This is a genomic window from Ruminococcus albus AD2013, assembly GCF_000526775.1.
Classification (GTDB): Bacteria; Bacillota; Clostridia; order Oscillospirales; family Ruminococcaceae; genus Hominimerdicola; species Hominimerdicola alba_A.
The window spans coordinates 2795028-2816267 of sequence record NZ_JAGS01000001.1; the positions used below are offsets into that span (position 1 = coordinate 2795028).

The following is a 21240-nucleotide window of genomic DNA, read 5'->3' on the forward strand; positions in this document are numbered from 1 at the left end:
CAGAAAGGATATGATAATATGTTCAAAGGCAAACTTTTGAAGAGAATCGGCACTGGAATAATGGCTGCTGTATGCGCTTTTTCTTTTGCAACAGCAGAAGTTAAACCGATGAAAGCTAAAGCCGCATCAGAAGCAGTTTTCCCAAACGCCGATCAGATCATCGCACAGGCAGCTACTCTACTTGGAGGTAATTATTCAAGCGCAGGTGGTAAAGGATACTACAATATGTATGATGCCAACAAAACACCTGTTGCTTACGATGTGAATTATACTCGTTCAGCCGGGGTAGACTGCTCAGGATTGGTGTACTATACCATGACAAAGTTAGGCTACAAAACATCAGGTTTCGCATGGAATCACCCCGTCCCCGTAGATACTAATCATTGGCTGAGCTACACCAATCCTACTATTTCCTATAAAGGCACAACTAAGCCACTGGAAATAGAAAAAATAAGAGTAAGTACCAACAATCACCCCTACTGGGAGAGGTCAAACGGTAGTACGATAGAGCCCGGCTCTATTGTTATCGGTGATCCTACGAATGGCAGTACTGATCATGCATGGATTTATATAGGCGAATTCGAGAATAAAGCAGCTGTTAAAGCTTATCTGAAAAAGATAGGTGTAAATCCTGCATATATCAACGATAAAAACATTCACGACAACGGTGACGGTGGAAACCACTGGCGCATTGAAGCACAGAGTACATACGGTGTTGTTATCAATAATGACACTAGCGGTAAATACACAGGTGCCATGAGAGTTTCATCGTTTAAATTAAACAGAGAAGTCACATTTGAAATTCAAAAAACAGAAATCGGCACAGGTGCTATTGTCGGTAAATCAAAAGTTGACGGATCATCTGCTGTTTATGGTGTTTATACGGATAAAGCTTGCAAAAACAAGATAGATGAAATGACCATAAAAGCAAATGGTCGTGCTGCAATCAGCCTTCCTTACGGCACTTACTACGTCAAGGAAATAAAAGCTCCGACAGGCTATAATGTATCGAATGATGTTTATACTCTTGTTCCGAATGAAACTGTCATCGTTAATGAGGTCAAAACGACTGGTTCTATCCGCATTAACAAGACAGCTGAAGATGGTGTGAAAAACAGAGAATTTATGATCAGTTGGTTTGAAAATGGAACAATTCATAGAGAACGTTTAAACACAAATACACTCGGTGTAGCAAAGATTGACGGGCTTAACCTCTATGATTATGACGGTGATGTTATAAATTACACTGTTTCAGAGATAAACAACGATCTGAGAAATGTTAATCCTAGCGCACAGACTGTTACTCTTTCAGAAGCTGATCCCAACAAGGATTATACCGTAGACCTCTATTTTAACAATGAGTATAAATACGGCTCTCTCGTATTACATAAAACTCATACAGACGGCAACACCGATGATCGTACCTTTACGGTAACAGGTAACGGAGAAACTTACACTGTTGTAACACACGGTAATGAGCCTGCAGCACTTGAACATCTGCGTATGTACGATGATAATAACAACATCATTACCTACACTATCCACGAGGAAAATGTTCCGGATAGATATGTACAGCCCGAAGATCAGGAAGTAACTCTCCTGCTTAATCAGGTCACAGATGTATACATCGTTAACAGCCATGTTCCCGGTACACTCATACTCAAAAAGAGACATGAGGACGGCAACACAGGTGACCGTAATTTCACAATCACAGGTAGTGATGGATCCGTCAGAACTGCTGTAACACATGGTAATGAGCCTACAGTTATTTCTGACCTTGATATCTATGATACTGACAGCAACCTCATAACATACACTATCCACGAGGAAAATACACCTAATAGATATGAACAGCCTGCGGATCAGGATGTTACTCTTGAATACAATAAATCCAAGACTGTAACAATCGTCAACAGACTGAAACGCGGATCAATATCTATCCACAAACAGAACAGTGAAACCCTTGAACCTGTTGCAGGTGCAAAATATGAGGTGACTTGCAACGAAGATATTTACAGCTCAAATGGCAAAGATATGATTCCTGCCGGCGAGCCCATTTACACACTGGAAACCAACGAGGACGGCAACGCAGCTACACCTAAGTCACTGCCTATCGCTCACACATATACACTCACAGAAGTATACGTGCCGGACGGATATATTTCAGGCGAACCTATCACTATTGAAATGAGTGATGACGGAACACAGCTTGAATACCGTACCACAATCAACGAAAAGCCCACAATCGTAAAGATAAGCAAGAAATCTCTCACAACCAAAGAAGAACTTGAAGGTGCAAAACTCACAGTAACCGATGATAGCGGTACAATTATAGATGAATGGACATCTACAACTACTGAACACACTATCATTGGTAAGCTTACAGTCGGAAAGGAATACACTCTGACAGAGGTTCTCGCTCCTGACGGATTTCTCACCGCAGAAAGCATTAAATTTACAGTTAATGAAGATGGCTCCACAAATCATGTTACAATGTATGATGAGGAAAAATCAGGCAGTATTGAAGTTCATAAAACAACCGAGGGCATGATAAACGTTGATGGAATAAACTTTACTCTCAGCGGAACATCAGACCACGGTACAGTAGTAAATACTCAGGCAACAACAAATGCTGATGGTATTGCAACCTTTGAGAAGATCCCTGTGGGTACATACACCATCACCGAAGATGCAGAATCTGTTCCGTATGCGTACCTTGTGGCTGATGAGCAGGAAGTATCTGTTATGTACGCAGAAACAACTATCGCAGAGATTTACAATGATGAAAAGTCTGGTACTGTTGAGGTACACAAGAATACTAAGAACAAGGGCAATATCGCTGATATCAATTTCGTTCTTGAGGGTACATCTGACAGCGGCAGAGATGTAAAGCTGGAAGCTGTGACCGATAAGGATGGTAAGGCAATATTTAACAAGGTGCCTGTTGGTACATACACCATCACAGAGGACAAGGAAACAGTACCTACTGCATACCTTGTTGCTGACAAGCAGGAAGTAAATGTACTGTATGCCGAAACATCTATTGCAGAAGTTTTCAATGATGAAAAGACAGGCAGCATTGAGATCCACAAGACAACCGAGGGTATGATAAACATCGAGGGTATCAAGTTTATCCTTGAGGGTGTATCCGATAGTGGAACAGATGTTCACGTTGAAGCTATTACTGACAAGGACGGTAAAGCTACATTCAGCAATGTCCCCGTGGGAACATACGCTATCACAGAGGATGAAAAGACTGTACCGACTGCATATATGGTAGCAGAAGAAACCGAGGTTACTGTGCTGTACGCTGAAACAGTAACTAAGGAGATATTCAATGGCGAAAGATCCGGCAGCATCAGTATTCAGAAACGGACTGAGGGCATGAAAGATATCGCCGGAATCAATTTTGTTCTTGAAGGTACTTCTGATAGCGGCAGAACCGTGAAGCTGGAAGCTGTTACTGACAAGGACGGTAAAGCTACATTCAATGGTGTGCCGATAGGTACATACACCATAACCGAGGACGGTAAATCTGTGCCTGCGGCTTATTTTGTAGCTGATGCTCAGACAGTAACAGTATTTGAAGCACAGACTTCTAACATTACTTTTGAGAACAAGAAAAAGCCTGATTCTTCAACACCTTCTACTTCATTAACAACAACAAGCAATCCTTCAACCGGAGTTGCTGCTAACGGTGCGTTTGCTGTAACAGCAATTGCACTCGCTCTCATGATCATTTCAAGAAAGCGTAAGAACAGCTAATCATCGCTTTAAAAAGCACCCCCTTATAAAAGCAGACAGCCGCCCTATACAGGCGGCTTGTTTGCTGAATGTCTACGAATACTGTGTCTATAGAAACACTTTTCTCTTATTCATCGTAGACATTCAGCAGATAGTGCGATCTGCACAAAAACTTGATAAAGGAGTATAAATCATGAAAAGATACAGAATATGCTATGACAAAATGCTTATAACAAAAGGAGATCTGAGGATAAACGGTGAACTATATGGTGGTGTCGCTGCATACCTTGAATATCAGGTGTTCGATAAGGCAACAGGCGAGGAGATTTTCTTCACCTGTGGTGATGATGAAGAACCATCTGAGAAAAAGATATGTGAACATTATCTCAATGACTTCTTTGATCTTGCTTATGACAAGGATAACGGTTTTACTATCATTCCTGCCGAAGAGCTTAAAGAACTGAATGACTGCGAAGTAAAGTACAGATTGAGTATGTTTGCCAAAAGCATCGACATCAACGGTTGTTTAGAAGATATTCCTATATCCGAAGAAACTTTCGTAAAGATACTCAAAGATAATCCGCAATCATTCGACACAGCAGATAACAATTTCGCTCAGAATTGTGGTGTTACATTCAACATCATTGGATAACAAAAAATACGAATTCTGTAAAAAAGCTGCCGACAACAATGCCGACAGCTTTTTTGCTTAGATCCTATCAAGTAACTCCGACGGTTTGAGCGCAGGAATTTTACTATCCTTAAAATCACGAATGTTTCTGGTTACAATAAAATCCGCATTGATCCTACTTGCCTGACACATCTGTAAAGCATCTTCATAATCAGAAGTGAGCATTTCTGCCGCTGAATTAAGGTCGGATGATTTAAGATCAACGACTTCAAAAATCATAAGTATCTGCTTTATTAGCTGCTCCGTTTTCTTAGGATCAAGTTCCTTGCGCAGGATGTACACAATATTCGGCACGGTGAGTGCAGAAACATATCCATCGATTTTGTTTACCTCGCAGTATTTCCAAATCTTTGATGAGTTTTCTACAAAATCCGGTCGATTGCAGAGAACGTCAAGGATCACATTTGTATCAATCAAGATCTTCATGTTTCTTTAACCTTTCCGCGCGAATTTCTTTTTCATCATAATCATTTTTTAGAACTCCTGTAAGCGAGTCCGTTAGAAAAGAAACCGTAGACTTATGTGAAACCAGTCTGGCAACTTCTTTTCCGTTTTTGAGTATTATTATCTCGCCGCCTTGCTGAACTTCTTGTAGATACTGACCGAAGTTATTTTGAAAATCAGTTGCTGTTGCAGTAATCATAAAAACACCTCCATGTTTTTTAGCTAATATAAGTATATCATATTTTAGCTAAAATGTCAATGGATATTTTAGCTAACGCAGAAAGGCTTGTTTGCTGAATGCCTGCGAAAACTGTGTCTATAGACACACTCCCTCTCCCCCATTATTATTCGCAGGCATTCAGCAGATAATACGGTCTGCTATAAAATTATAATTTCAAAAGGAGGTTTTTCCAAATGAGAATCCAAGTATCCGCGTCCAGGTATACCCCACCCGAGGGTGATGCCAACAACACAAGAGGTTTTGCATCAGTCAAGTTCCAGAACGACAATGGTGATGAGTATATACTTGAACGCATAACCATCAGGGAATCAGCCAACGGAATGTACGTTAGCCTGCCGACCGTAGCACGTAATGCCAAGGTCAACGGTTCTCCGGTATATGATTCTAACGGCAATCCCAAAAAAGAATTTACAGAAGTCCTGCACCCTGTAAATAACGCTGCGCGTACTGAAATGTGTAACGCTATAATGGAGCGATGGAGGGCGAATGACAGAGAGTATGCAGAGTTCAACATTCTTGGTAATACTCAGTTTGAGATGAGCAAGATCAACGTCAATCTGCACAGCGATCAGTCAAAACACCTTGTCGGGATCGGCTCGGTAACATTCGGTGATGCTTTTAAACTTGACAGCATCATGGTCAAAGAGGGCAGCAAGGGCGAATTTCTTGATCTGCCCAGTTATCGCACAAAAAAATATGATCCCGAAACAAAGCAGATAGTGATAGGCGCAGACGGACAGCCTGAGATAGACTACCGTGATTTGTTCCACCCGAACACCCGAGAAGCCTATGATAAGCTGACCAATGCAGTCCTGGATAGTCTTCACGCTAAACAACAGGCACAGGATAATAGCTATGCATACGAACAGCAGCAGAACAACTATAATCAGCAGAGTGCTGCCATTCCCGATTACGATCCATTCAGTGGATTTGAAGATATAACACCGCAGTACGGACGCGGAAGATAATTTCTTTTCTCTCGGAGAATAAAAAAACAAAACAATAAGCACAAACTTTAATCGTTACTCCCTAGGGAAACAAAGCTATAATCACTCCTACGGGAGATTTTGTTGCGAAAGGATATAAATAATGAGATTAAATAATTCAATAGAAAACTGGCAGAATTATCTCAGCTTTTCATCAAATATGTATTCTTATGGTTATGCGGATATCATGAAAGTGTATTCCGCAGAACCTACCGCAACTGCCGTTGCTACACTAGAAGAATGGAACAGAATGGGCAGATTTATAAATCCCAAAGCTAAAGGTTTCATTTTCAGTGACGGACATATACGCTATGACATTAAGGATACAAACGGCGCGTCCGTAAGAAAATGGCAGTTTACAAGTGGTCACATTCCCTTTTATTATGACCATTTCAACGCCATGAACATAACAGATAATGTTATGCTCGATAATGGAAATGACTTCTCAGTAAACATCTGTGATTTTCTCTGCGAAATGATGTCAAAAGACAAGTCCCTTTCCGGTGTTGTTAATGAGAATGTAAGGGAAATTGCGGCTTTATCTACTACGTATGTTATCTGCGAAAGACTTGGTATTGATAAGAATGAAACATATCTCGACTTATCTGACATTACAAAACTGTCAGATGAAGAAGTCAACCTTACAGCTACAATTACCGCGATATATGCAAGGTCAATGCTTAAAGCTGCGCAAAGGACAGTATCTTCTGTAACAAAGGAACAGATAGAAGAACGCAGCAGAAATGTCATGTTTACAGCCGAAGAACTTAGCGAATTTGAAGATATTACCGATGCAGTATATGACGAGGAAATATCTGAGAAAACTACTGTTGAAACGGCAGAAGATGAAGAAAAAAAGTATACTGTACCCGAAACACTTGAAAATGTCACAGCCGACAATGACAATGATGATATTATTCAGGAAAATAAAAGTGTGGTTACTGTTCAGCCCATATCTGAAGTATCAGATAACGGCTTAACTGCCGAAAAACAGCAGGAAATATTAGAAACTGCACTTATGATAGAAAACAGCTCTATCAATAAAGAACGTATCAATGCATTGTTTTCGGGTAATATCAGTGTAAATGCTCTGACCTCTTATGTAAGGACTAATTACAAAGGTAAAAGCTATAACTCGACCAATGATGATATTATCAGCGCATATCTTGCAAGAAATGATTGTTTCGTAGTCAGATACAATATTGATGGAAATGCGGGAAATCTGTCATTTGATTGGCAGACCGTAACAAACACCATAGATAAACTTATCCGTGAGGATAGATTTATAACACCCAAAGAAAAAGACGATACAGCGGAAGAAAAAACCTCGCTTACGCTGCATAAGGTCGGAGATTTTTGGGAAATGTACGATAATGATGCCCGGGTTGCTTCTGAAGCACTCGGGCTTTATCTTTCAAGGAAAGGAAAAGTTGCTATGTGCGGCTTTCCTGATAAAGAGAAAGATAACTACACTCAAAGACTGCGTGATGCAGGATTTATCATTATAAATGATAATATCCCGGAGAATAAAAAAGAAACTCTCCCTGACAGCATTACCATTAAGTTCGGAACAGAAAACGATCCCGAACTGACAACAGAAAGCAAGCTGCTTGACGATCTCATAACCAAATACAGAAATGAACATAACGGTAACGATATGAGTTTCGCGCTTGCAAATGCCATAATCGAGTATCTTGACGAAAAACAGCATACCGAACGTACCGATAAAGATAATAAAGTTGGTTGGTACAAGAAAACTTGGTTTACAGTTACCGCAACAATAAGCGGCGAACAGTTTTCATATGATGCAAGATTTGATATAGGTGACGGCAAAGGAACAGGCGGCGGCTCTATAATCGATCATATTGAGCAGTTTCAGACCGAGATAATCCGTCAGAAACCATATCCATACAATACAGAAGATAGTCAAAACACAGCCAAAAATGCAGTTGACATTTTAATACCGTATCTGAAAGCTAATACCGAGCTGACAGAAGAAGAAAAGCTGATACTGTGGGAACTAAAAAGAGATAATCCGATCAAGGGTATACAGCCTGTGTTGGATCCTAAACTACTCACTCACTATATACCGTCCGGACTTCCGCTGATAGCTGATAACAATGATATTTTCTTTGTGCTGCGGCATGATCGTTTCTATCATCATAACAGACAGGAAATTGCAGATTTCTTTGAAACTCATGCAAATGCCAAAGAACGTGAGCAGTTTATCCGTAAAGCTATAAACGAAGAATATTCACAGCTTTCAACAGATGAAGAAAAGACCATGGGCTACAAAACATTCGAGGATGGTCTTTGTATATGGGAAGGCAATTATATGTCCCGCACAGCCGAGAATTTCTATTCTTGGGAAGATGTTGTAACATTATTCGCTGATATGATGCAACGCGGTGAATATCTTGACACTCAGATAATTGACACGCCCGAAACGGTTGAAGATAATGTACAGGAAGATGCTGCTGCACAGCTGTCATTTTTCGGTGAGCCCGAAACAATGGCGGTCACTACAAAGCCAAAAAGCCGTAAAAAGGATACATCTGAAATAGATACACGTCCTATGTTCAATGTAACAGATGACATGGTAAACTATGTTCTTCGATGCGGCAGTGCCACAAAGGGAACACTGGAGCGTATTATTGCACAGTATCAGAAAGGCAAGTCCGATACGGAAAACGGCGAGTTTCTCAGCCGTGAGTTTAATAGTAGTTTTCGGTCCGAGGGTAATGGGAGAGGGTATATATATTCAGATAGTGAACTGATTTCAGCATGGTGGGACAAAGAAAGATTGTGGATAGGCGCAGGCGAAAGCGCACTTAACGCAAAAATGTACAATGTTGCACCTTGGCATTTAGTCGCTGCAAGGGTAGGTGAGCTGATCGATAAAGGTCAGTTCTGCTCACAGTCTGTTATAGACCGTGCGGCTGAGATGGAAATTAAAGATATCGCAGACAAATTGTGGTATCTACATCAGGATGTGGATTACGACATTTATGAGTATTTCATTCCTCGTGAAATGTTCAACGGCGGTTTTCCCGATAGTACCGAGAGAATAAAAAATGATCTTATGGACAGCGAGAAACTGCAAGACTACATTTCAGGGATGACAAAGTTTGTAAATGATTATGAGCAGAACAGAGATATACTCCGTTTTCATTTTCATAGACCGCGTGAAACCTTAGAACGGTTGAAAGACCTGACTATCGAGCGCAGACAATTCAAAGCAGACCCTGATTTTGAGTTCATACCTTCGTTTTTTATTTCTGAAGATGAAAAAAATCGTGTAATACAGCATTTTAACTATCAGACAAAATTCAAGATCCGAGATTATTTTGACGATGAAGAACGCACCACAAAAGATAAGGTTAAATTCCTGAACAACTTATATTCAGACGGCGGATTTGGCGATAGGGATACAAATTTTTATTACGGTAAAAAGGGCTATACCATAGTTCACTCCCCTGCTTACGATGAGTGGCAAGGCTGCACAGCCACAATGAACTGGAAAGATGTTGTTACAAGAATAGACAACCTTATCAAAATAGACAAATTTATCTCTGAGAAAGATAAAAAGGAACAGGAAAAGCTAATTCAGCAGAAGCTTTTTGAAGCTACAAACAAGGAAGAACTTGAAAAGGCAAAAGAGTATATCCGAAACTTTTGGGACAGCGAGTACGGTGGTGGCAGTGATGATTTTACCGATCTTCACAAAGTCGGCATAGCATACACTACCGTTGATCTGGACGATAGTCACTATTTTGAACTTCAGGTATATGCTGACCTTATGGACAATGCTCTGCGCTATTACATCGACAATGAACTTTACAAAGAAGAAAAATACGATGATCTTCATTCGTTCAACGAAGATGTACTTTCCGTTCTTGACTTTCAAGAACTCTATGACCAGTTCGATATCAGCAAACTGGAAGAAAAATATAATGCTTCAAAACAGGAAAAAGAGTCTTTATCAGCGGAAATATCTGTTAATGAATCAGATAATGAGCTGACGGTTATGCAGTATGGTGCTGCACAGCGAAACCTCAAAGCATTAAATGAACTGTTTCCTGAGTTCATGCAGAAAGAATACGCTTATATGCGAATGGAAGCCGGGGATGCTTATGAACCGTTAAGCCTTGAATGGCTTTCGGAAGATACTTTCTCCATAATGCATTTCTATGACCAGAACGGCGATTTGATGTATGACCCCGATGTTGTTATTAAGGTCGATGCTACTTCTGCGCAGGCAATAAGCTTTGAAAACTCAAGTCTTGGTATCTATGAAAGCTATACCAGCGGTTTATTTGACCAGGACGATTGCAATAACTTCGTAGAAAAATGGCTTGCGAACATCTCACATCAGGGTTACAAACCTGTGCGCATAAAAAATTACGATGATGAGATCGTACTTGATACGACATATGCTGAGTTAATGCATGAAAATGATGAAAAGCCAAACATTGACAGTGACATAATAGGCATTGACAAAATAAAGCGAAATGGTAGTGTAGTCTACTGGAGTTACTTCAATGAAGATGGTAACGACGGTAACGGTCAGTTTATCGAAATGACCATAACCGAATTTGACATCAATGAAGCTGTAAAGGTAATGAGTGCTGCGGGTGGACGTACAAAATTAGGCTACCAAACATTTATAAACTACATTGAAGATCACAGTTCTCAGACAATAGTTGACAAGGGAACAGAAGATTTTGAGGATGTAAAAGCTGAATTCCTGAATGGCGAATACGATATTCAGGTCACAGCTGATAATGACAACCGTGAACAGCTGATAGCTGATTTCATTGATAACACCGACCATACCAGAACACTTGTTCCCGACAACATCGGATACGCTATCGGCATTTACAGCGGAGAAGCATTTGACAAAACAACTATCGACGAAAATACAAAGAAATACAAGGTAGTTGCTCAGATCGACCGTAAAAACCGCATAGCTGTCAAGTGGGATGAACCCGATCTCCCTGAGAGAGTAAAGGATGCCATATCAAAGGTAGCACTTACCTATGACATCGTGGAAGATGATACTCAAAAAGCAGAGGATGCTGCATTGGACTTTCTCGGCTTAGATGAAGTCGATGATGAGTACACCATACTACGTAATAAAAATGATGCGGTTGAGAATGATACAGTTCAGCTTTCCATCTTCGGAACACCCGTGTTCACGGAGGAAAATGCTCCTGTTGTGCCTGTAAAAGTCGGTGCTGAAATAGAGTATCAGGACAGGACCTATACAGTAACGGCTATCAAGCCCGAACACAATGAAATAGATCTTCTCGATCAGCATACCGGCTGGTATCCAATAACTCGCGTTGAACCGCTTGACGTATTCATATCTGAATATGATGCTGAAGCAGCAAAATCTGTAGTTGAAGCAGCTGCGGTAGTCAACGGACCTCAGAACTATACTATTACAGATGATGAGTTAGGAGTTGGTACACCGAAAGAAAAATACAAGGCAAACATTGCTGCTATTAAACTGCTGAAACAAATAGAAGCTGAGAATAGGCAGGCAACATCCGAGGAACAGGAAGTGCTTGCACATTACGTCGGCTGGGGCGGACTTTCGGGAGCCTTTGAAGCAACTAACAGTTCATGGGAAAATGAATACACAGAACTGAAAAATCTGCTTACACCGGAGGAATACAATGCAGCACTCAATTCCGTAGTTAATGCACACTTTACAAGCCCGGTAATTATCAGAAAGATGTATACCGCACTGGAAAACTTCGGCTTTAAGGGCGGCAAAGTGCTGGAACCGTCCTGCGGTATCGGTAACTTCTTAGGCTGTGCACCGACCGACAAGGCGGCTAACTATCAGTTCACGGGAGTTGAGATAGACAGTATAACAGGACGTATAGCAAAACAGCTTTATCCGCAGGCAAAAATACAAGTTACAGGTTTCCAGAATGCCGATGTCAAAGACAATTACTTCGATGTAGTAATAGGTAATGTGCCGTTTGCAAATTACAGCGTGACAGACCGTAAGTATAACAAGTCAAATCACCTGATACATGACTATTTTATCCTTAAATCACTTGATCTGACACGCGCAGGCGGTGTAGTTGCAGTAATTACTTCATCGGGTACGATGGATAAGGTATCCGCTAAGGTACGAACAGAGATCAGCAACAAAGCAAAGCTGATTGGTGCTATAAGGCTGCCTGACACAGCATTTGAAAAAAATGCCGGAACAAATGCAGTCGCAGATATCCTTTTCCTGCAAAAGCGTTCAGAACCAAATGCAGACTATGAAGACTGGCTTGAAGTTGACCGCGAAACATATTACGGTCTGCCTATAAATCAGTATTTCATAGATCACCCCGAAATGGTATGCGGAACAGTTCTTGAAACAAGCGGCAGATATGGTAATACACTTACTGTCCGAGAAAATGAAGGTGAAACACTTGAACAGGCATTAGATAAGGCTATTCAGAATCTGCAAGCAACGATCTCCGTTCAGACCATAAACAGACCTCAGCCGACAATAACTGAGGACAACAAAGATGCTGAATGGCTTTCAATACGCGAACAGTATGAAGCGGATCCCGATATGCGTAATCATACATTCCGTATGTATAAGTCCAGACCGTTCTTTAAAGAGGGCTCTGTACTGGCAGAAGTTGATATAAGAGATTTCAGTGAGCAAGAAAAAGATATGCTGACATCACTGATAAAACTAATTGACCAGTACAAAGAAACTCTTTATACGCAGAAAAACAGGAGCGATGAAGAATTTATTGAAGCGCAAAAAGGATTGAATAATCTGTATGACAGCTATACAGCTAAATACGGTCCTGTTCGTGATGTTTTCACAACACGTAAAAAAGCTAAGATCAGAAAAGTTATCGAAAACTCCGACGATGTCTATAATCTTCATGCACTGGAAACAGAGGATAAAGACGATAGCACAAAACTTGTAAAGGCTGCTATATTCAATAGACGTACAGTTTCAAGAGCAATTGAGATAACTCACTGTGATACAACAGTTGATGCATACTCGGTATGCCTTAACACAAAAGCCCGTATCGACCTTGAATACATTTCTTCACTCGTAGACAAGCCTATCGAAGATTGTATAAAAGATCTGAACGGAACATACATCTTCAGGGATCCCGAAAAGGTGATGGAAAGCGATATTACAAGCGGTTGGGAAACTGCCGATGAATATCTCAGCGGTAATGTAGCCCGCAAACTGCGCATAGCAGAGGGATACAGTGCTGTATCACCCGATTATGCAATAAATGTCGAAATGCTGAAAAAGGTACAGCCCGAAAGGATACCTGTTGGCAGGATATCTGCACAGCTGGGCAGTTCATGGATACCCGAAAAATACATTGAACAGTTCATACGCGAAAAACTTGACGTAGATACAACCGTGGAACATGACCTTGCATCGTCAACATGGCACGTCAATAATACTAACATGGGTGACTGGCGAGAATTGTGTTGCAGTGTCTATGGTACCAAAGATATGAATGCATTGAAACTGGTCGATGCATCATTGAACCTGAGAAATGCAAAGGTGGGACACGTCGAAGACGGTGCCGATGGCAAGAAACACTATGTAGTAGATCAGGAAAAAACACAAGAAGCTATGAACAAGCAGGATACGGTTAAGGAAATGTTTGAAAACTGGATATTCGCTGATCCGTACCGAGCACAAGAGCTTGAAGATATCTTCAACGCGCGTTTTAATGTATACAGACTGCGAACATTTGACGGTTCTCATCTGACCTTCGACGGTATGAATTCAGACATAACATTAAAAGATTATCAGAAAGATGCAGTTGCAAGAATGCTTTACGGCGGCAGTTCGATACTTTCACACGTAGTCGGTGCCGGCAAGACATTTGAAATGACTGCTGCGGCTATGGAACTTCGCAGGACAGGACTTGCAACAAAGCCATTATTCGTAGTGCCGAACCACCTTGTAAATCAGTGGGCTGCGGATTTCGTGAAATTATACCCTGAAGCTAACGTACTGGCTATCAACGGAGGTGATAAAGCAAAAAGGCAGAAAATGACAAGCCGTATTGCAACAGGTGACTGGGATGCGGTAATAATGCCGTACTCAGTATTTGCAAAGGTACAGCTTTCACCAAATAGAAGAGCGCTGTACTATCAGCAAGAAATAGATCAGTGCATTGCCATAGAAGAAGAACAACGCGGCAGCATAAGTGCTAAAGCGGCAGTTACACGACGTAAACAGCTTGAAAACCGACTTGATGCTCTTGATTACATTATGGATAGAGATAAAAACATATACTTTGAAGAAACAGGCATAGATTATATCTTTGTAGATGAAGCCCACAACTTCAAAAACCTCTATACTAATACAAAGTTAAACAACATCAAGGGTATCACTTCAACAGGCTCAAAAATGGCTGAAAATCTCCTGTTGGTAACAAACTATCTGCGAGAAGTCAACGGAGAGAACAGAGGTACAGTTCTTGCATCGGGTACGATAATCTCCAACTCGATGACAGAACTATATACAGCAATGAGATATGTTGCTCCCTCATACCTGAAAGAAAAAGGATACTCATCGTTTGATTCGTGGATCGCAGACTACGGCAGACTTACAACAGATCTTGAACTTGATCCAACCGGAACATCATTCCGTTCGATAACAAAGTTTAAGGAATACAAGAATGTGACTCTCCTACAAACGGACTTCCACACTTGTGCAGATGTAAAAATGAAAGAGGATCTCGATCTGAAAACACCAAAAGTCAAAACTCTTGTAGTCGTTACTGAACCTACGGATATACAGAAAGCATTTATAAAAGAGTGTGGAGAACGTGCTGACAGAGTACACAATAAGGAAGTCGGCAGAGATGTTGACAATATGCTGTTGATCTCAACCGATGGCAGTAAATGCGCCCTCGATCAGAGATTGATTGACCCATCTTATCCCGACGATCCGAACAGCAAAATCAACATCTGTGTGGAAAATGTGTTCAAGGTATATACAGACACAAACGAAAACAGGCTGACACAGGTGATTTTCCTCGATACGTCTACACCCAAAGGCGATGGTATTTTCAGCTTGTACGACGATATCAAGACAAAGCTGATAGCAAAAGGTATCCCGGAGGAAGAAATAGCATACGTCCATGATGCTAAGAACGCTGAGGAAAAAGAAAAGCTGTTTGAAAAGGTCAGAAACAGAGATATAAGAGTAATACTCGGAAGTACTGAAAAGATGGGTGCGGGAACTAATATACAGGATTATCTGTACGCTATCCACCATTTGGATATTCCATGGAGACCGAGTGACTACGACCAGAGAAACGGAAGAGGTGAAAGACAAGGTAACAAATGCGCTGATATAGGCGATGGACAGATCCTTGAATTCAAGTACAGCTGCAAGGGTACATTCGATGCTTACAGATGGCAGACTATCGAGGGCAAGTCAATAATGATAAAACAGGTGCTTACAAGCAAGCTGCATTCGGATGAAATAGAAGCTTTTGATGATACAAGTCTAAAATACGCCGAAATAAAGGCTCTGTCACTTGGAGATCCGAGAATAAAAGAGTTTGCAACGCTGAAAAACGATATTCAGAAACTCAAACAGAAGAAATCACAGTTTGATACTGAGTTGCATGATGCTCAGAGGAAGGCGGAGATAACTTATCCGCAGGAGATAAAAGCACTCAACAACAGACTGCTTGGGCTGTATGACGATAAAAAGCAGGCTGCTGCTACTGCTGAAAATGAGTCATTTAATTGTTCGATACGCGGTAATATGTTTATCGACAAAAAAGAAGCGGGTAAAACTTTGATAGGTCTTAGAAAGATCGCCACACAAGAAGTTATCGCTGTAGGTGAGTACAGAGGATTTAAAATGCTGCTTGTCGAAACAGGCATAACAAGTGATTATTCTACACCTATAATTAGCCTTGAACTTCGCAGAAGAACCACATTCAGGACATCTATGGGAACAAGTCATGAGGGTGTTTTTGACAACATCGACAACATACTTGATAACATGATAGATAAAAGCATCGCGGAAAATGAGGATAAACTCAAAGAAACCGAGAAGAATCTGAATGTAGCCAAAACACGCTGCGGCGATGTGTTCCCGCATGAAGATGAACTGCGTGAAAAACAGCACAGATACAAGGAGCTGTCACTGGAGCTTGCAGTTGGTGATGACAGTGACAACAGAATGGCAGCTATTTCAGCTGATGAAACCGAAAGCAACACTACATCGAGGGGCAGACGATAACGTTTGTCCCTCTTTTTAGGGGGTGATGACATGAAAAACATTATTATACAGTTTAGATATCCTGATAGACCTCGCAAAGAATTTGTCTTTCCGATAAGCGAATTACTCTCATATATTCGATTGGACGGACCTATGCTGAAACGCTTTGCTGACGATAAATCTATTACTGAAAATGCGTATGATGAGTTTTGCAAGGATCCTGTCAATAACTTTAATAAGTATTCTGACAATGATTTATGTCAGGTAAGGATAATCAACCATACATCTAAAGATATAGTTACGGACCGTACTATTGATCGGCTGGAACTTGCTCGATACTACATCAACAACAAGGATATATGTGAGCTCATAGAAATGCAGATCCGCAAAGACAGCGCGTTTCTTGGAAGAAATGATATCTATATATCCGATGTATCTGACATAAATCGGATAAAAAGAATAAAGGTCGATATCCTCAGAGGTATCAATTCTATGTAGGAGGTGATCTGATTGCCTAAACGTATTTCGTATATAGGTTCAGGGAAAGAGTATGTTCACTATACAAATGATGAGCTTGAAAATCTGCGTTCGATAGATATGATAGATTTTCTCGGACGAAAAGAAGGTTTTTCCTTTAAACAGACTTCTTCGTATTTTAAATGCATAGAGCATGACAGCTTAGTTATTTACCCTAACCGCCGTACATGGGCATGGAACAGTCACGATGTTAAGGGAAAAAACGTTCTCGACTGGCTCCAGCGTGTCGATGGGCTTTCGTTTCAGGAAGCTTGTATGATGCTCTCCCCTCTTGAAACCGAAACTGTAACAAGATTCAAAAAAACGACTTCATCAGCACCTACAACCAGTAAGGAACCGTCACAAAAACAGCTATATATACCCGAAAAAACGAATGGCAATTACAAAAACGTATATATGTACCTTACTCTTACAAGATGTATAGATGCTGATATAGTCAGTACTCTATTCCATGATAAGCTGATCTATCAGGATACTCATAATAATGCCTGTTTCGTTGGCTACGATGAGAATAATAACATTCGCTGCGTAACACAGCGCGGAACGAATACTTATGCAGATAAAGCATACAAAGGTAACACAACCGGAAGTATGATAGAATACAGCTTTAATGTGCCATGCAATAAGAGTGATCCAAAAGCCGAGATAAACAGGGTCTATCTTTTTGAAGCACCTATTGACCTGCTTTCCCATGCGACGATAGCAAAGATCGTCGGTGAGCAAAAAGGTGATAGAGAAGATTGCTGGAAACGGCAAAACAGACTTGCGCTGCTTGGTGTATCAGATGTTGCATTACAAGCCTACCTGTCAAGGAATCCGTCGATAAACGAGATCGTCTGCTGTCTTGATTCCGATTCTGCCGGACGGGAGGGCGCTAAAAACATCTTACAGAAGTATGGAGATAAATACAAAGTATCTATCCATACACCTAAGAACAGCAAAGACTACAATGAAGTGCTGTGCAAATATATACAGCAGCAAAAAACAGTTACTCAAAGTGATAACATCGATAACGATGTTACATATAACAGGACAAGCGCTAGACGCTAAATTAGGAGGTTTTTTTATGAAAACAAAAGGCAAAACAACAGCGGTAAAGAAGATGTTTGCCATTATCGTAATGGTATACACAATGATAGTATGCTCTGCATTTTCTGCATCAGCCGCGGGCATCACAACAGCTGAAACAGCTTTAGGAACAACACTTTCTGCTCAGGGAGGCGGCGATGGTTGGGGTGCAATTACACAATGGATCTCAGAAGCAACCGCACAAGTCAAACTGATCGGCTATGGTCTTGCCGCATTCTGCGTAATGTGTCTCGGTATCATATTCATTACCGGTGGCGGTCAGGGACTCCAAAAAGGTAAGGGCATGGCAGTCAGCATACTTGTTGGTGTCGCTGTTCTCTCATTCGGCGTTGGACTTATAGGCTCACTTCAGGGATAAGCTCTGCGGCACACACATATTATGTGTGCCGTAAAGTGCAGAAATGTTCTGCTTTTTGCAGCACACATAATATAGATTGGAGGATATAAAAATGAGTAAAAGTAAAAGTGTGTCTATAGACACAAAAAAAGCGAGAATACTGTCTATCTGTTTTATAGCTGTATTCATTGTCGTGGTGTATATTATCCCGATAGTTCATGTTGCAGCCGAAGGTACTGACAGCATTGACTGGGGTGTAAGCTATGAAGTTGGTCGGGTCGTTGAAGGTAACAATCGAATAAAAAACGCTATTAGGTATGTCGAGTACAACACACTCAAGTTTTTGTGCGTTACTATTGATGAGTTTGACAAAGGACTTACAACCCTTTTAGATATAAATTTATACACTCTAATAAAAAATAAATTTAATATTACATCAGTAGTATACCCGGTAGCGTGGGCATTAGTATCTCTTTCGCTTGTTATAGCGGCAGTTATGCTGCTGATTAATGCTGATAAGATGCGATTGTCTGACTTCTTCCGAAATCTGCTCGTATCCATAATGTTACTGGTAGCTTTACCGACTTTGGTCAGTCAGTTTTCAGCCCTGCGTACCCGTGGAGTGAAAAGCGTTAAAAGCTCATTTAACGAAGACATAGTTATTAACGAGGATACCACGATAACGAGCCCTACGTTAGGTCAAAATTTGCTTGCCAACAGCATAACTAGGGTCAAGGATTCGGTTAAAAACAATAAGTTACTAAAGTACAGTTCATCCGATAATGCCGTTTTTAAAAGCAGTCCGGAACGTGTATATAGCTTACCGATCAACCAAACGATCCACTCTGACAGTTTTGACAGAAAGTGGAGCGATACAGGCAGAGATCAAAGAGCCCCGGCTGTCGTTCAGAAAAAATACGAGACTCTAACACTGGAAGATAAGATAACTTTGCTTGATGCTGAGTTTACTCATGCAACTTCACAGTATGACTATCAATCAACTATACTCTCAATCTACGAATACTGGGAGAAATCAAACAAGGACGATCATTATATCGAGGTACATAATGATAAAGATGGTAACACGGATTTTATATATACTAAAGTTGGCGGAGCTGTAGTAGCAGCCGGTGTTTATAGAGATAGAGGACAAAAAGTATGGTGTAGGTTCGCTCCCTATAATGGCTTTACAGTCTATAGCCCTGTTTCACAAATATTCGAGGGTGACACCATATATACAGATGTAGATATGACCAAAAAAACGCCAAAAGCTATCCCTTATCTATCGACATGGAAAAGGATCGACGAAAATAATTACGAACAATTTGGTTATAGTTCACAGGAAGATGCTAGTAAAGACCCAAAATGGTACAGTCATTGGCAGTATGATTCATTTCCTGCATTTAACTACATAACAAAAATAAATTGTCGTATGGTTGAGTATATGAATGAACTTGCTCTGAGTAATGATATTCCAAGCGAATTCAACAAAGTATTTACTGCTGAATGGTCCTACTATAATTTGATCGGTAATTCTCCCAGTAGCGTTGAGGAACTAATAAGAAGAATTGAAGATAATAAGGTATATCTTAAACAATATGGCACCAATTTCAGCCTCATCGAATATCTGAATATGGAAGAAAACTATCGTAAAATAATTGAAGACAAGAAAGACAATGGCGTAGCTCAGTTTGAACCACTTCATACTAAGGAAATGCAGGAAGCTGCAAAAAAAGATGAACCATTCTCGGCAGCTCTTAATGCGATGATATACGTTGACGGATATGAAGAAGTCTACTATTATTACCTTGACTTCCTTCCTACGTTCATTTTAGTTGTGGTTACACTTATAAGTATGTGTTTTGCTATGGTTAAGATCGTAAGACTGCTTTTTGATCTGCTTTTCGCACAGATAGTAGCACCGTTGGTCGTAGCATCTGATCTTAGTGGTTCAGGCAGAGCAAAACAAGTTGTACAAAATCTTATATCGTGCAACATCGTAATGATAGCTGTTATTTTTATCCTTAGACTTTATATCTACGTGCTGATATCTGCACAGGACAAGAACTATCCGTTTACCGTCCTGATAGCTCTCACTGTTGGAGGAGCTATGTTTGTCATCGACGGACCCGATCTTATTGTTAAGATACTTGGTGTTGATGCAGGCGTTAAATCGGGTGCAGCTGCTATAATGTCGATCAGATCCGCAACACAGATCGCAGGCAGTACGGTAAGCAATACAAGCAGAGCAGTTGGTAATGTTGTAAAGAAAGGAAACACTGCTGCTGCCGCTGTTGCAGGAGGTTTATCTGGTCAAATACATGGAGCAATAAATGGAGCTAAATCAGGTTTTGAAAATGGAATTTCAAAGCACACAGATGGAAACGGAAACTTTAACAGTGTTGGAGGTAAAATAGCAACTTATGGAGGAGCCTTTGGAAGTATGTTAAGAGATGGAGTCACAGGTGGTTTTACCGGTTTTGGAAAAGGTTATCTTGCTGGAGAAAGTGAAGCAAGAAATTCACAGGGAGCTGTCTCTACTGCTGTTCATGGAATGAAAGGAGTAAAAGAAGGATGGAATGTTGAAAAAAACAGCAACTCCTCATCTAATATCATTTCTTCAAGTACATCTAACAACGAAACTACAAATACAAGCAGTGACAGTAGTATAGTAACTCCACCAAAAACTGATTCAGGCAATTCAAATATAACTGAATCAGCTAAGGGAGAAAAAGGCGATACGGGAATAAATGGAGTAAATGGTCATAATGGAAATGACGGTAAAAATGGCATTGATGGAATTAACGGACAGAATAATGTTAACACAACATCGAACAATACAGCAAATATCGGCAATGCTTTTAATAAGCCTACCAATAACATTGCTAATGAGCCTACAAATCAGCGCAAAGGAGATTAATT

10 protein-coding genes are annotated in these 21240 nt (G+C 40.6%); 8 read left to right on the forward strand and 2 right to left on the reverse strand.

The features are described from left to right. Positions 1 to 18: 18 nt before the first annotated feature. Both N773_RS0112515 and N773_RS0112520 read left to right on the forward strand, forming a co-directional pair. On the forward strand, positions 19 to 3765 hold the full coding sequence (locus tag N773_RS0112515; RefSeq protein WP_024858101.1) for a SpaA isopeptide-forming pilin-related protein: 3747 nt from the start codon (positions 19 to 21) through the stop codon (positions 3763 to 3765). Between the two features lie 172 nt (positions 3766 to 3937). Then, positions 3938 to 4396, forward strand: a complete 459-nt coding sequence (locus N773_RS0112520; RefSeq protein WP_024858102.1) for a hypothetical protein — start codon at positions 3938 to 3940, stop codon at positions 4394 to 4396. 57 nt (positions 4397 to 4453) lie between these two features. Here the strand turns inward: N773_RS0112520 and N773_RS0112525 are convergent, their stop codons facing one another. Both N773_RS0112525 and N773_RS0112530 read right to left on the reverse strand, forming a co-directional pair. After that, positions 4454 to 4861 carry a type II toxin-antitoxin system VapC family toxin gene (locus N773_RS0112525; RefSeq protein ID WP_013499805.1) on the reverse strand — a complete coding sequence of 136 codons (408 nt, stop codon included), beginning with the start codon at positions 4859 to 4861 and terminating at the stop codon, positions 4454 to 4456. Continuing rightward, positions 4845 to 5078, reverse strand: coding sequence for a type II toxin-antitoxin system Phd/YefM family antitoxin (locus N773_RS0112530; RefSeq protein ID WP_013499806.1), 234 nt, complete (start codon positions 5076 to 5078; stop codon positions 4845 to 4847). The genes N773_RS0112525 and N773_RS0112530 overlap by 17 nt, the downstream gene beginning before the upstream one ends. Positions 5079 to 5293: 215 nt before the next feature. Here N773_RS0112530 and N773_RS0112535 point away from each other — a divergent pair, with 215 nt between their 5' ends. From N773_RS0112535 to N773_RS0112560, 6 genes are all read left to right on the forward strand, one after another. Further along, the gene (locus N773_RS0112535) at positions 5294 to 6088 is read left to right on the forward strand and encodes a septation protein SpoVG family protein (protein WP_024858103.1); all 795 of its coding nucleotides are present in this window, start codon (positions 5294 to 5296) and stop codon (positions 6086 to 6088) included. A gap of 121 nt (positions 6089 to 6209) precedes the next feature. Then, positions 6210 to 16376 (forward strand): DUF6908 domain-containing protein, encoded by a 10167-nt coding sequence (locus N773_RS0112540; RefSeq protein ID WP_024858104.1) that lies wholly within the window; start codon positions 6210 to 6212, stop codon positions 16374 to 16376. A gap of 132 nt (positions 16377 to 16508) precedes the next feature. Beyond that, positions 16509 to 16853, forward strand: a complete 345-nt coding sequence (locus tag N773_RS0112545) for a hypothetical protein (RefSeq protein ID WP_024858105.1) — start codon at positions 16509 to 16511, stop codon at positions 16851 to 16853. A 12-nt stretch (positions 16854 to 16865) separates the two neighbouring features. Further along, positions 16866 to 17942 carry a DUF3991 and TOPRIM domain-containing protein gene (locus N773_RS21315; RefSeq protein ID WP_024858106.1) on the forward strand — a complete coding sequence of 359 codons (1077 nt, stop codon included), beginning with the start codon at positions 16866 to 16868 and terminating at the stop codon, positions 17940 to 17942. A gap of 16 nt (positions 17943 to 17958) precedes the next feature. Next, entirely contained in the window at positions 17959 to 18339 is a 381-nt protein-coding gene (locus tag N773_RS0112555) for a hypothetical protein (RefSeq protein ID WP_024858107.1), read from the forward strand. A 91-nt stretch (positions 18340 to 18430) separates the two neighbouring features. Next, the gene (locus tag N773_RS0112560; RefSeq protein ID WP_024858108.1) at positions 18431 to 21238 is read left to right on the forward strand and encodes a hypothetical protein; all 2808 of its coding nucleotides are present in this window, start codon (positions 18431 to 18433) and stop codon (positions 21236 to 21238) included. Positions 21239 to 21240 lie beyond the last annotated feature (2 nt).